Here is a 12,117-nt window from a genome sequence, read left to right as displayed (position 1 = left end):
GTCAATGGCGCAGCGCCAGGCGATCGTCGCGGTCCTGCTCCGCGCCGACCGCCTGCTCGCCGTCCGACGCGGCCCCGCCGTCGCACGCCCCGGCTACTGGCAGCCGGTCAGCGGCAGGATCGAGCCGGGGGAGAGCCAACGCGAGGCCGTCGTCCGGGAGGCCCGCGAGGAGGTCGGTCTCACCGTGGTCCCCCTGGCGAAGGTCTGGGAGTCCGAGACGGACGACGGCACCTTCCGCCTCCACTGGTGGACGGCGAACGCCGGCACCGGTGACGTGGTCCCCGACCCCGACGAGGTCGGCGAGGCCCGCTGGGTCACCCCGGCGGAGTTCCTGTCCCTGGACCCGGTCTTCGACGGCGACCGCGAGTTCTTCGAACGGATCCTGCCCGGCCTCTGACGTCCGTCGGGCCGGGACGCCGCCTAATCCGAGATCTCGAACGTCGAGTCGTACGACTCGGAGCCCGGATCCACCTGCTCGTGCTGTGGCCGTACGACGTCTCCGTCGCCGCCGAGACCGCGCTGCGGCCCCTGACAGCCCTGCGCCGCCGCGATGCCCAGCGCCACCAGCAGCGTCACCACGACGAACACGAACAGCCGCTGGCGCAGCAACTGCGGGTTGGCGGGACGGCGACCGGTGCTCGTGTTGCGCTGTGCCGGACGACCGCCGCCGTTGCGCTGCACCGGCCGGCCGCCGTTGCCCGCACGCGGGCTGTTGCGGGAGGCGGGCGTCGACCGGGTCCCGGACCGGGAGGCGGCCGTACCGCTGTTCGCCGCATTGCCGCCCCGTGCCGGAGGAACCCCGTCGCGCGCGGGGCCGGGACCCCGGGGCGCGCCGTGACCGCGCGGTGGCGCGGCGCCGCGCGGAGGGGGAGTGCCCTGCGGACGACGCTGGGCGCGCTGCGGCTCCGGGTAGGTGTCGGCGAGCCGCCCGGTCAGACGGTCCGCCTCGGCCGAACGCGGCGCGGGCGGGCGTACGTCCCCCAGTCCCTGCGCCTCCCGGGCCGCGATCTCCTTGAGGCGCAGCGACAGCTGAAGCGTGCTGGGCCGTTCCTCCGGGTCCTTCGCCAGACAGGCCCGCACCAGCGGAGCCAGCGCGTCCGGTACGCCGTGGAGCTGCGCCTCCTCGTGCACGACGCGGTACAGCATCACCTCGGAACTGCCGTGCCCGAAGGGAGAGTCACCCATCGAGGCGTAGGCCAGCGTGGCGCCGAGCGAGAAGACGTCCGTGGCCGGGGTGACGGCGGCGCCGCGCACCTGCTCCGGGGCGAGGAAGCCGGGCGAGCCGACGGCCGTACCGACGTGCGTGAGCGTCGAGGCCCCCGTCGCCCAGGCGATACCGAAGTCGATGATCCGCGGGCCCTTGGGGGAGAGGAGGATGTTGGACGGCTTGAGATCCCGGTGCACGACCCCGGCCTCGTGGACGGCGACCAGCCCCTCCGACAGGGCGGCACCCACGGCGGCGACCTCCGCCGCGCCGAGCGGGCCCTCGTCCGCGACCTTGTCGTGCAGGGACGGGCCGGGCACGTACTGCGTGGCGAACCAGGGGCGCTCCGCCTCCAGATCCGCGGCCACCAGCCGTGCCGTACAGCCCCCGCGAATCCGCCGGGCCGCCGAGACCTCACGCGCGAACCGCGACCGGAACTCCTGATCCTCCGCCAGGTCGGGCCGGATCACCTTGAGCGCGACCCGCTGCCCCTTCTTGTCGGAGCCCAGGTAGACGACGCCCATACCGCCCGCGCCGAGCCGTCTGTGAAGCCTGAACGAGCCGACGACGCGCGGGTCCTCGCGCCTCAGGCGCATCATCGCCATGTTCATCCCCGCTGCCCGGTCCGTGTGACGAGCCACAGCTTACGTTTCCACGGGCCGCCGTGCGCAGAGGCCGCGCCCTCTCGGGGCGATGGATTGTCAGTGGTGGGTGGGAGACTTGAAGGGTGGTCAGGGGGCTGGCGAGCAGGGCTACTTCGGTGTGCTTTGTCCCCCAACCACCCATCACAGAAGGGGGATTGAGCCCGTGAAGGGTGATCGCGTGGAGATAGTCGTGGACGCGGGAGACACGACGCGCACGTACGAGGTGGTGGCGAGCAGGGCGGGCCGCCGGGTCGAGACGGCGGTGCGCCGAGGTGTCGTGGAAGTGAGCGAAGTCACCCGGAACGGCTCGGTCGTACGTACGGCCCGTTTCATGGCGACCCGGGTCCTGGCGCTGGTCGAGCAGCCGGTGCCGCGTGAAGACAGCTCGGAGAAAGCGGGGCAGAGCGGGCGTCCCCTCCGGGAAGACCCCGAGACCTAGGTCCTCGTCTCCACCCAGGGGAGTACTCCGCAGGTCATGGCTCATCCTCCGGGAGGCCCGCCAATCGGTACGAGGGCATGACGTGCGGGGAGCGCCGGACGCCTAGATTTGAGGTCAAGCGGCGGGTGGCAGCACTCGTCCCCCGAGGTCAGACACCCGCCGCTGCCAACGACAACCGACACAGGTCAGGAGAGGGACCATGGCCCAGACGGCACCGCGGGCAGTGATCCGCATGCAGGAGCGCACGCTGCTGCGTCCGCGTCGCCAGGGCCGCCGCCACCCGCTGGTGGCGACGCTGATGGCCCTTCCTCTGGCGGCCCTTCTCCTCCTCGTCTTCGACGGCTGGGAGACAGTGGCCACACAGGCGTCGTCCGTGGGCGTGATGCTGGGGCGCTGAGCGGCGACCCCAGGCCCGGAAGAGCGGTCCGGGCGGGGACATCCACCCATGAAACCCCGTGGGGACGGGGGTGCGGCGGACGGCACAAATGCCGGCGCAGCTGGGGAGCTGCGCCGGCATTGCTTTTGCCTCCGGGGGCTGCCTGCGGCGGTTGAGCCGGGCCGTGGGCGACCGCGGGGTCGTGCGTCCCGAAGAGGGGCTCCGCACGAGGAACCCCGCGTACCCTCGGCCCAGATCCCCGCATCCAAGGACGCCCGTGACCTCGAACCCCCTCCTGCCCGACCTCGCTGTACATGCCGAGGCCGAGGCTCACTCACGTACGTCCGCCTGTCCTTGCGGAGCGACCGTCACGCTCGCCGACCGGGTCGATGCCACCGTCGTCCGTCATGGCGAGACAGTGGCAAAGGCGCACGCCCAGGGCATGAGCCTCGCTGAGCTCACGCCCCGCCTCCGTACTGCCGCCGCACTGCCCGACCTGCTCCTCGCCCCGCTCACCCCGCACCCCGGCGATCTGCATGGTCGGCTGGTGACCTTCTGGCCGTACGGCACCCCGGTGGATCCGGAAGATCCGGATGCGGCCCCCTGGGAGGCGGCAGCGACGCTTCTGGCTCGGCTGCACAGTACGACGGCTCCCGTTGCGGTGCCCCCCATGCGCGGTCCGCTCAAGGCCGCGTCGGCGGTGGCCCGGCTCCGCGCGGCGGGGGCCGAGGGGGCGGGGGCCGGCGCCGTTCTGCGTGCTTGGGGCACCCTTCCCGAGTGGGCCCGTGCCGAGGCCCCGCAGCCCGACACCGCCACGCTCTGCCACGGCGACCTCCACCTCGGCCAACTCGTGCGTCACCCGGCGCCGCACGGCCCCTGGCTGCTCATCGACGTCGATGATCTCGGCGTGGGCGTGCCGGCTTGGGATCTCGGGCGGCCGGCCGCCTGGTATGCCTGTGGATTGCTGTCGCCCGAGGAGTGGGACCGTTTCCTGGCCGCGTACCGCGCGGCCGGGGGCCAGGCCGTTCCCGGCGACGGTGATCCTTGGTCGGCGCTGGACGTCCCGGCCCGTGCCCTGACCGTGCAGACCGCGGCCCGGGCGATCACCAAGGCCCAGGTCGAGGGACGTCTCCTGGACGAGGTCGAGCAGGCACTCGTGGACGCATGTGACCGAATGGCCGCCGTCCCCCCTGAGTTGGCCCAGGGATACGCAAAGTAGTGTGCAACCGACCGCAGCCGGACAGAGTCTGTCCTGGCGATACACGAAGCAGGACCGACCGGCGAGGAGTTGAGCCGACCATGCAGTGTCCGAAGTGCCGAGCCCCGATGCACACGTACAACCGCAACGGTGTCCAGATAGAGCAGTGCAGCGGCTGCCGCGGGATCTTTCTCGACTACGGCGAGCTGGAGTCGCTGACCCGCCTGGAGTCCCAGTGGGCCCAGCCCGCCCCGCCCCCTCCGGCCGCCCCGCAGGCCTACCCGGCGGCCCCGCAGGCGCCGGCCTGGGGCGCACCGCACGGCGGGCACCACGGCGGTCACTACGGCCACAAGCGGCACAAGAGCTTCGGCCACATGCTCTTCTCCAGCTGAACCGCACCACGACGAAGCCCCCGGTCGCAGGACCGGGGGCTTCGGTGCGTGGACGATACTGGGATTGAACCAGTGACCTCTTCCGTGTCAGGGAAGCGCTCTCCCGCTGAGCTAATCGTCCAGATCAGCCACCCCGTGAGAGGGGCTGCGTGCGCGATACTGGGATTGAACCAGTGACCTCTTCCGTGTCAGGGAAGCGCTCTCCCGCTGAGCTAATCGCGCGGGGCAGACCTTCGATGATCGGTCGAAGATCCAGTGGACGATACTGGGATTGAACCAGTGACCTCTTCCGTGTCAGGGAAGCGCTCTCCCGCTGAGCTAATCGTCCTTGGAGGTGGAGACGGGATTTGAACCCGTGTAGACGGCTTTGCAGGCCGTTGCCTCGCCTCTCGGCCACTCCACCAGGAGTGCAGGGGTTCGGGAAGATCCCCTTGTTCCTTCGAGCGGACGACGAGGTTCGAACTCGCGACCTCAACCTTGGCAAGGTTGCGCTCTACCAACTGAGCTACGTCCGCCTGTCGTTTCGTTCCGCTCCCGCGGCCCGGCGACGTGTTGAACTCTAGCGGATTCCGGGGCCAGTACAAAAACGCGTTTGTGCAGCGTGCTGCGCTGCACCTGCTCAGGGACCTGCCGGAGCCCTCGGAAGGGACATGGTCAGGTCACCCGCAGGACACCCGCCATAGACTCGACTGCGTGCTCGACCTCGCTCCTCTCGCCCGCTTCGGCGACCGCGTCGCCACCGGACTCCTCGATGTCACCAGCGATCCCGCCGCCCTGGACTCCCACGGTTTCTGGGCCGTCTGCACCGACTTCGAGGGCGCTCTGACCTGCGCCCGCTTCCGGGACGTACGGGATGAGCCCGTCCCCGCGCCGGTGCCGGGGCGGTGGGTCGGCCCGGGGGTCGGTGACTGGACGTCGTCGCTGGATCGCGCAGCGTACACGGCGGGGGTGCGGCGCATCCGCGAGTACATCGCGGCCGGCGAGGTCTACCAGGCCAACCTCTGTCGGGTGCTGAGCGCGCCGATCGGGAGGGACGCCGACGTGGACGCGCTGACCGCCCTGCTGGCCCGCGGCAACCCGGCGCCGTACGCAGGAACGATCCGGCTGCCGGAGCACGGTGTGGAGATCGCGACCGCGTCTCCCGAGCTCTTCCTGCGGCGGGACGGGCGGGTCGTCGAGTCGGGGCCGATCAAGGGCACCGGGCGGACCGAGGCAGACCTTCTGGAGAAGGACTACGCCGAGAACGTGATGATCGTCGACCTGGTCCGCAACGACATCGGCCGGGTGTGCGCGACGGGGACCGTCACCGTCCCCGACCTGTGTGCCGTCGAGAAGCATCCGGGGCTTGTGCACCTGGTGTCCACGGTGCGCGGTGAGCTGGACGCCGGGGCCGGCTGGTCCGAGCTGCTCGGTGCCACCTTCCCGCCCGGGTCGGTCACCGGCGCGCCCAAGTCGAGTGCCCTGCGGATCATCGAGGCGCTGGAGACGGCGCCGCGTGGGCCGTACTGCGGTGGCATCGGGTGGGTGGACGCCGACCGGGGGGCCGGCGAGCTGGCCGTCGGGATACGTACGTTCTGGATCGACCGGGGCGAGGGCGTGTTGCGGTTCGGCACCGGCGCCGGGATCACCTGGGGGTCGGATCCCGAGGGGGAGTGGCGGGAGACCGAGCTGAAGGCGGCCCGGCTGCTCGCGGTAGCGTCGGGAGCGTACGAGGTGAGTGGAGAGGGACTGCAATCGTGAAGATCTGGCTGGACGGCGGGCTCCAGGACGTCGAGTCCGCCCGTGTCTCCGTCTTCGACCACGGGCTGACCGTGGGCGACGGCATCTTCGAGACGGTGAAGGCGGTGGACGGCCGTCCGTTCGCGCTGACCCGACACCTCGACCGGCTGACACGTTCGGCGCGCGGACTCGGTCTGCCCGATCCCGACCACGACGAGGTGCGCCGTGCCTGCGCCGCGGTGCTGGAGGCCAACCCGATGCCGCTCGGCCGGCTGCGGATCACCTACACCGGCGGCCACGGACCCCTCGGCTCCGATCGCGGCGAGCACGGCCCGACCCTCGTCGTGGCCCTCGGCGAGACCACCCGGCGACCCGACTCCACGGCCGTGATCACCGTGCCCTGGACCCGTAACGAGCGCGGCGCGCTGACCGGTCTGAAGACGACCTCGTACGCCGAGAACGTCGTCGCGCTCGCCCGCGCCCACCAACACGGTGCCTCCGAGGCCCTGTTCGCCAACACGGTCGGGCAGCTCTGCGAGGGCACCGGCTCGAACGTCTTCGTCGTGCTGGGCGGCGAGATCCACACCCCGCCGGTCGCCTCGGGCTGCCTCGCGGGCATCACGCGCGCGTTGGCCGTCGAGTGGACCGGCGCCAAGGAGACCGACCTGCCGCTGGACGTCCTCGCGCGGGCCGACGAGGTCTTCCTTACCTCCACCCTGCGGGACGTGCAGGCCGTGCACCGCGTCGACGACCGCGAACTCCCGGGCGCGCCGGGCCCCGTGACCGCCAAGGCCATGCGGGTCTTCGAGGAGCGGTCCGGGGACGACCTGGATCCGTAGGAGCCGGAAAATGGGCTGCCGAGGGTCCGCGTCGTGGGTAGAACACCCTTGATGACCACGACCCTGCGGCCGACCGAGCCGCTTCAGCACAATGAGGACGGGACCCGTTCGCGCCACTACCAGGTGTGTGTGAACGGCCGTCCCGTGGGCGCCCTCCACCTCGGCACGCATCCCGTCTTCGGCGCGGCGGTGGCCCGGATAACGACGCTGCGGATCGAGGAGGCGGACCGGCGCCGCGGCCGCGGCACGGTGGCCGCCCTCGCCGCGGAGGAGGTGGCGCGCGGCTGGGGATGCCGGCGCATCGAGACGACCGTCCCCGGCGACGCCGGACCGGCGCTGCGTCTCGCCACGGCGCTCGGCTACGTCGTCCGCAACCGCGGCATGGCGAAGGTGCTCGGCGACACACCGCCCGAACTGCCGCCGGGCAGCCGGGCGCGTCCCATGACGGAGGCCGAGTACGGGCCCTGGCTGGCCGAGAGCCACGAGGGCTACCTCCGCAGCTGGGCCGAGCGCGGGGTGCCGGAGGCCGAGGCCCGGGCCAGGTCCGAGCGGGACCACGCCGCACTGCTGCCGGATGGCCGGCGCACGCCGAAGGTGTTCCTCAGCGTCCTCGAGCACGAGGGCGTCCCGGTGGGCACCCTGTGGGTGGCCGAGCGTGACGGCGGCGCCTATGTCTACGACGTCGAGACCGACGCGGCCCACCGCGGCCAGGGACACGGCCGCAGCCTGATGCTGCTGGCCGAGGCCCAGGCGATCGGCGCGGGGTACCGGACCCTCGGCCTCAACGTCTTCGCGGGCAACGCTCCCGCCGAGCGACTCTACGAGTCACTCGGCTACGAGGTTCGGCAGTACGGCTTGTACAAGACGCTGCTGTAGCTGCCGGTGGGGTTGAGGGCGCGGGGGCCACAGACCCACTGGGCGGGGTCAGGCGCCCTGCTCGGCCAGCAGTCGGTCGGCGATCTCCTCGATGCGCTCGCGCAGCCCCTCCTGGCTCTTGCCGCCGTCCAGGCGCTCGCCGCCGATCACATACGTGGGCGTTCCGGTCACGCCGATCGCCTTGCCCTCGGCCTGGTCGGCGTCGACGATCAGGATGTGCCGGCCGTCGATCAGCGCGGTGTCGAACTCCTCGGCGTCCAGGCCGAGTTCCCGGGCCGTCTCGACCAGGAAGGGTTCTCCCTTACGGTCCAGCTCCTCGACCCGGCCCAGCACGGCCTCGACATACGGCCAGCCCTGCCCCTGCTCCGCGGCCTCCTCGGCGGCCTGCGCCGCGGCGAAGGCGTGCTTGTGCTTCTCCAGCGGGAAGTGCCGCAGCCTAAGCTCCAGCCGGTCGCCGTAACGGGCGCGCAGGGCACGGACGTCGTCCAGGGCGCCGCGGCAGTCGGGGCACTGGAGCTCGCACCAGATGTCGAGGACGGGCGCGGCGGGACGGTCGGAGGAGGAGTCGCTCATGGCCCCAGTCTCCCAGCAGCGGCCCCGGCGCCCCAATCCGACCTGGTCGTACGCCCTCGACCGGCACCTGCGGAGGAGGTGACCCGGAGATGTCCCTGATGTCGGACGGAGGCATGGCCGGGTGGGCTTGCCACGGTGCAGGATGGAAGGGACGAAAGTGCCCTGCCCGACCCAGCCTGCCTGGAGGACCGGATGATTGCCGAGACCGTCTGTTCCGCCGTCGCCGCGGCCGGCCTGGGCATCGCGGCGGTCACGGCGTACCGCAAGCGTTTCCTCGCGGCCACGCGCATCGCCGCGTACTCACTGGTGCCCCTCGGGCTGGTGATGACCGGTGTCGTCGACTGGCTGGCGGACACCGCGTTCAGCCCGACGGCATGGGCCGGCTTCGGAGTCCTGGGGGCGTCCTGGCTGCTCTTCGCGAGCACCCGCGCGGTGGAGCGCCGGCGCGGGGGCACCCGCAAGGAGCGCAAGGAGGCTCGAGCCGCCGCGCAGCGCGAGGCGGTGGCTCCTGCGGCCTCGGCGCCCTCGCTGGGGGCGGGCTCCCGGCCGTCCACCAAGCCCGCGACCGCGCCCCGAGCCGACGCCTCGGACGACTTCAGCGACATCGAGGCGATCCTCAAGAAGCACGGGATATGAAGGCCCCTGCGAGGGCCTGAAACGACACAGTGGGTCGCCGCCCGGCCGTAAGCGATCACGACTCGAACCGGACATCACGGAATCCAGCGAACTCCCGCTCATTCCGGGCGTGTTGATCGCGGGACCAGGCGCAACTGCGCCATCATCGGCGCGAGATGCTGGACACGACACAGAGCGAGGCCGCGCCGGCTCAGGACGAACCTCGCGGGTGCCTTTTCGCCCTTTCCCAGCCACCGCTGATGATCTTCCTTGCGGTGATCGGGTGTCTGCTGCTCATGGCTGCGCTGCACGATCTGCTGTTGCTCTGAGCCGTACCCGCGGTCCCCGGCGCCACCCGCCGGGGTCCGCGTCGACACACCCGTCGTGTCAGCCCGCCGCTTCCTTGCGTCGCGCCCGGTAGGCGGCCACATGCAGACGGTTTCCGCAGGTACGGCTGTCGCAGTAGCGCCGTGAACGGTTACGGGAGAGATCCACGAAGGCATGCCGGCAGTCCGGCGCCTCGCAGCGCCGCAGTCGCTCCTGCTCCCCGGCGACCACGAAGAACGCCAGCGCCATGCCGCAGTCGGCCGCCAGATGGTCGGCGACGGAGGCGCCGGGGGCGAAGTAGTGCACATGCCAGTCGTAGCCGTCGTGGTCCGTCAGCCGGGGAGTGGTGCCCGCGGCGGCGACGAGCTCGTTGATCAGCCCGGCCGCCCGGCGCGCCTCCGGCTCCGCGAAGATGGCGGCGAACCGTCCGCGCACCTTGCGCACCGCCGACAGGTCGAACTCCGACAGCACACCGACATCACTGATCTCGTGCTTTCGTACGAAATCGGCGAGAGCCGCGACATCCGACAGTCCGTCCGGCGTGTCGTCGCCCTCCGGCGAGGTGTTCACCAGATCCACCACGGCATCGAGTGCACACCGGGTGTCATGGGTGATCAGCACGTTTCGCTCCCTGGCCTGGGGTCGGGCGGGGCGCCCGCCGATGCTGGCCGATGGTAGTGGCTCACGGCGCCCACACATCGGCCGAGCCCGCACATGGCTTCGAATACAACGCCGGGGAAGCCCCGACGGTTCCCGTCGTTCCCATGTCGGCCACTACTCACCGTCACCCTCGCACCAGTGCCCCCATGGGTCACAGGCACACCAACGCCGCCCCCGTGGAGCGGAGGCGGCGCGATGTGTGCCGTATGCGGTTGTCTTGGCCCGAGCCGTCTCCCCGAGTCGACGGCGCCGGGCGGTCTTGAGGGAGCGCCTCGCCCTAGCTTTCCGCCAGGATGTGCGAGAGCTCCTGATCGAGATCGAAATGCCGATGCTCCGTACCGGGGGGCACGGCGGCATCCGTCCGCTTCAGGAAGGACTCCAGAGCCCGTGCCGGGGCCTCGAGCAGCGCCTCGCCCTCCGGAGAGCTCAGGGCGATGCAGACGACGCCCTGGCCATGGCTGCGCGACGGCCAGACGCGGACGTCGCCGGTTCCGGTGGGCCGGTGGAGGCCCTCCGCGAGAAGGTCGCGGGCGAACACCCACTCGACGGTCTCTTCTGCTCCGGTGTGGAAGGTGGCGTGCACGGCGTAGGGGTCGGCCGTGTCGTACCGCAGGCCTGCGGGGACAGGCAGGGAGGACTCGCTCGACACAACGAGGCGCAGGTGCAGCTCGCAGCTGACCGTGGTGTTCATAAGCGCCAGGGCCTTTCGCTCAGTGTGCGCTCGGGGATTCGCACGTCGGCGAAATCGACATGCCACCTACGGTGCCGTTGTAAACCCCTCTGAGTGTTTTGCCTGTGTTTACGTAACTCTTCCGGCCGAGAACCAGTTCGCGAGGTACGCCCATTCCGGTGACTGGTTTCTGTCCGGTAGGGTTTGGCCGTATGAATACGGGGAGTAACGAGCCGGGCGAGGTTGCCGTGGCGACGGGACAGATCGAAGTGGACGGTGTGAAAGGCGACAGCGAGCAGGGGCTCGGTTCGAGAGCGCCGGAGTTCATCAAGGCGCGCCGCGTACTGCATGTCAGCTGGCAGGTGGGTGTCTTCGTCATCGGCCTCGCGGTCGTGGTCGCCGGCATCATCATGCTGCCGCTGCCCGGTCCCGGCTGGGTCGTGATCTTCGGGGGCATGGCGATCTGGGCGACCGAGTTCGTCTGGGCCCAGCTGGTGCTGCGCTGGACCAAGCGCAAGGTCACCGAGGCGGCCCAGCGGGCCCTCGACCCGAAGGTGCGCCGCCGCAACATCATCCTGACGACGATCGGCCTCGTGATCGTGGGCGCGCTCGTCGGTTTCTACGTCTGGAAGTTCGGCATAGTCATGCCGTGGAAGATCAAGGACCAGTGATCCGCGACGGGGGTGCGGACGTCGTCCGGTGCGGGTTCGCGCTGGTCACCCGCACCCCCTGACATGGGGTAATGTTCTTCCTGCGCCCGGGCGATTAGCTCAGTGGGAGAGCGCTTCGTTCACACCGAAGAGGTCACTGGTTCGAACCCAGTATCGCCCACCCGGGTACGACGGCCCGTCTGCGAGAGCAGGCGGGCCGTCGTCGTTTGTGCGCGTCGGCAGGCGGGCGAGCCCCGGCTGATCGGCACCAGTCGGCGCAGGTTTGCGTCCAGCGAGGGTCTGCCGGTCCCGGTCGGCCTGGGCCGGTGCCGGTCAGTGCGTGTCGGTCCGGTCCGCTCTGGGTGGGAGCCGGTCGACGCGCCCGTCGAGCCCGTGGCGCGCCCGGCGAGGAGCCGGTCGGCGCCCGTCAGAGTCGGTCCGCGCCGGTGAGGGGGTCAGTCGGCGCCAGCCGATGCCGACGCGCCGGTGTCCCGCGCCGGCGAGCTGGTCGCGCGTCGGGGGCGGCGCGGTCCGCGTCCCCGACTCAGCTCCTGACCAACCCGGCTGGGCTCCCGCCTCCCGGCTTGGCTGGGCCCACTCGGCTCGGCCGCACCACCCCCGGATCAGTCCCTCCAGCCCGCTCGCCCCACCCCCGCCACACGCCCATCGCCCGCCACTCAGGCAGGCCAATTCCAGCCGACCAATTTCCCCGCACAAGTGGCCGGTTTGCGTTCGACTGGCCGACCGCACCTTCCCTACCTGCGGAGTTGGACGATCCGGTGTCCGAATCGTTCCCGACGGGCCGTCAACTCGCCGCGCGGGTCCACAAGAAATTCCTGTCCGAATCATTGACGCACCACGAGGCCCCTCGTAACTTGTGCCAGCAAGCGCTTACTTGAAACGATTCATGCAGTCGGCGATGACGCTGCGGGGAG

15 protein-coding genes and 6 tRNA genes are annotated in these 12,117 nt (G+C 71.0%); 12 read left to right on the top strand and 9 right to left on the bottom strand.

All coding sequences use genetic code 11. From position 1 onward, the window contains the following. Nucleotides 1-4: 4 nt before the first annotated feature. Nucleotides 5-397 carry an NUDIX domain-containing protein gene (locus tag ACFZBP_RS30880; RefSeq protein ID WP_383459165.1) on the top strand — a complete coding sequence of 131 codons (393 nt, stop codon included), beginning with the start codon at nucleotides 5-7 and terminating at the stop codon, nucleotides 395-397. 23 nt (nucleotides 398-420) lie between these two features. Here ACFZBP_RS30880 and ACFZBP_RS30875 read toward each other — a convergent pair whose 3' ends face one another. Beyond that, nucleotides 421-1,815 (bottom strand): protein kinase, encoded by a 1,395-nt coding sequence (locus ACFZBP_RS30875; protein ID WP_391418273.1) that lies wholly within the window; start codon nucleotides 1,813-1,815, stop codon nucleotides 421-423. Between the two features lie 196 nt (nucleotides 1,816-2,011). On the opposite strand from ACFZBP_RS30875, the gene ACFZBP_RS30870 reads away from it, so the two are divergent. The 4 genes from ACFZBP_RS30870 to ACFZBP_RS30855 all read left to right on the top strand — a co-directional run bounded on the left by ACFZBP_RS30870 (nucleotide 2,012) and on the right by ACFZBP_RS30855 (nucleotide 4,253). Beyond that, a complete protein-coding gene (locus ACFZBP_RS30870; protein WP_383459162.1) occupies nucleotides 2,012-2,287 on the top strand; it encodes a hypothetical protein in 276 nt (91 codons plus the stop codon). 199 nt (nucleotides 2,288-2,486) lie between these two features. Next, nucleotides 2,487-2,684, top strand: a complete 198-nt coding sequence (locus ACFZBP_RS30865; protein WP_383459159.1) for a hypothetical protein — start codon at nucleotides 2,487-2,489, stop codon at nucleotides 2,682-2,684. A 256-nt stretch (nucleotides 2,685-2,940) separates the two neighbouring features. Next, a complete protein-coding gene (locus ACFZBP_RS30860; RefSeq protein ID WP_391417817.1) occupies nucleotides 2,941-3,882 on the top strand; it encodes a phosphotransferase in 942 nt (313 codons plus the stop codon). A gap of 80 nt (nucleotides 3,883-3,962) precedes the next feature. Further along, the gene (locus ACFZBP_RS30855; protein WP_383459154.1) at nucleotides 3,963-4,253 is read left to right on the top strand and encodes a zf-TFIIB domain-containing protein; all 291 of its coding nucleotides are present in this window, start codon (nucleotides 3,963-3,965) and stop codon (nucleotides 4,251-4,253) included. A 49-nt stretch (nucleotides 4,254-4,302) separates the two neighbouring features. On the opposite strand, the gene ACFZBP_RS30850 is transcribed toward ACFZBP_RS30855, so the two are convergent. From ACFZBP_RS30850 to ACFZBP_RS30830, 5 genes are all read right to left on the bottom strand, one after another. Next, nucleotides 4,303-4,374, bottom strand: a tRNA-Val gene (locus ACFZBP_RS30850). A 29-nt stretch (nucleotides 4,375-4,403) separates the two neighbouring features. Next, a tRNA-Val gene (locus tag ACFZBP_RS30845) sits at nucleotides 4,404-4,475 on the bottom strand. Between the two features lie 34 nt (nucleotides 4,476-4,509). Then, nucleotides 4,510-4,581, bottom strand: a tRNA-Val gene (locus ACFZBP_RS30840). A gap of 1 nt (nucleotide 4,582) precedes the next feature. Further along, nucleotides 4,583-4,656: transfer RNA gene (locus ACFZBP_RS30835), tRNA-Cys, on the bottom strand. Between the two features lie 39 nt (nucleotides 4,657-4,695). Continuing rightward, a tRNA-Gly gene (locus tag ACFZBP_RS30830) sits at nucleotides 4,696-4,768 on the bottom strand. A gap of 178 nt (nucleotides 4,769-4,946) precedes the next feature. On the opposite strand from ACFZBP_RS30830, the gene ACFZBP_RS30825 reads away from it, so the two are divergent. From ACFZBP_RS30825 to ACFZBP_RS30815, 3 genes are read left to right on the top strand one after another with little or no spacing between them, the layout of a single operon-like run. Then, a complete protein-coding gene (locus tag ACFZBP_RS30825; protein WP_391417815.1) occupies nucleotides 4,947-5,993 on the top strand; it encodes a chorismate-binding protein in 1,047 nt (348 codons plus the stop codon). After that, entirely contained in the window at nucleotides 5,990-6,811 is an 822-nt protein-coding gene (locus tag ACFZBP_RS30820; RefSeq protein ID WP_383459149.1) for an aminotransferase class IV, read from the top strand. The genes ACFZBP_RS30825 and ACFZBP_RS30820 overlap by 4 nt, the downstream gene beginning before the upstream one ends. 51 nt (nucleotides 6,812-6,862) lie before the next feature. Beyond that, a complete protein-coding gene (locus tag ACFZBP_RS30815; protein WP_391417812.1) occupies nucleotides 6,863-7,687 on the top strand; it encodes a GNAT family N-acetyltransferase in 825 nt (274 codons plus the stop codon). 48 nt (nucleotides 7,688-7,735) lie between these two features. Here ACFZBP_RS30815 and ACFZBP_RS30810 read toward each other — a convergent pair whose 3' ends face one another. Continuing rightward, nucleotides 7,736-8,260 carry a DsbA family protein gene (locus tag ACFZBP_RS30810; protein WP_383459144.1) on the bottom strand — a complete coding sequence of 175 codons (525 nt, stop codon included), beginning with the start codon at nucleotides 8,258-8,260 and terminating at the stop codon, nucleotides 7,736-7,738. Nucleotides 8,261-8,452: 192 nt separating this feature from the next. On the opposite strand from ACFZBP_RS30810, the gene ACFZBP_RS30805 reads away from it, so the two are divergent. Continuing rightward, nucleotides 8,453-8,896, top strand: coding sequence for a hypothetical protein (locus tag ACFZBP_RS30805; RefSeq protein WP_383459141.1), 444 nt, complete (start codon nucleotides 8,453-8,455; stop codon nucleotides 8,894-8,896). 155 nt (nucleotides 8,897-9,051) lie between these two features. Beyond that, on the top strand, nucleotides 9,052-9,204 hold the full coding sequence (locus ACFZBP_RS30800) for a hypothetical protein (protein ID WP_167366237.1): 153 nt from the start codon (nucleotides 9,052-9,054) through the stop codon (nucleotides 9,202-9,204). 58 nt (nucleotides 9,205-9,262) lie between these two features. On the opposite strand, the gene ACFZBP_RS30795 is transcribed toward ACFZBP_RS30800, so the two are convergent. Beyond that, the gene (locus tag ACFZBP_RS30795; RefSeq protein WP_062722617.1) at nucleotides 9,263-9,823 is read right to left on the bottom strand and encodes a CGNR zinc finger domain-containing protein; all 561 of its coding nucleotides are present in this window, start codon (nucleotides 9,821-9,823) and stop codon (nucleotides 9,263-9,265) included. A 316-nt stretch (nucleotides 9,824-10,139) separates the two neighbouring features. After that, the gene (locus ACFZBP_RS30790; RefSeq protein ID WP_004002642.1) at nucleotides 10,140-10,553 is read right to left on the bottom strand and encodes an SsgA family sporulation/cell division regulator; all 414 of its coding nucleotides are present in this window, start codon (nucleotides 10,551-10,553) and stop codon (nucleotides 10,140-10,142) included. A 191-nt stretch (nucleotides 10,554-10,744) separates the two neighbouring features. Here ACFZBP_RS30790 and ACFZBP_RS30785 point away from each other — a divergent pair, with 191 nt between their 5' ends. Continuing rightward, on the top strand, nucleotides 10,745-11,203 hold the full coding sequence (locus ACFZBP_RS30785; RefSeq protein WP_217214528.1) for a TIGR02611 family protein: 459 nt from the start codon (nucleotides 10,745-10,747) through the stop codon (nucleotides 11,201-11,203). Between the two features lie 88 nt (nucleotides 11,204-11,291). Continuing rightward, nucleotides 11,292-11,363 (top strand) — tRNA-Val (locus ACFZBP_RS30780). Nucleotides 11,364-12,117: the final 754 nt, after the last annotated feature.

This window comes from Streptomyces sp. NPDC008086 (assembly GCF_042957325.1).
Lineage (GTDB): Bacteria > Actinomycetota > Actinomycetes > Streptomycetales > Streptomycetaceae > Streptomyces.
Note: the sequence above shows the minus strand (reverse complement) of the source record. Positions and strands in the feature narration are given on the sequence as shown.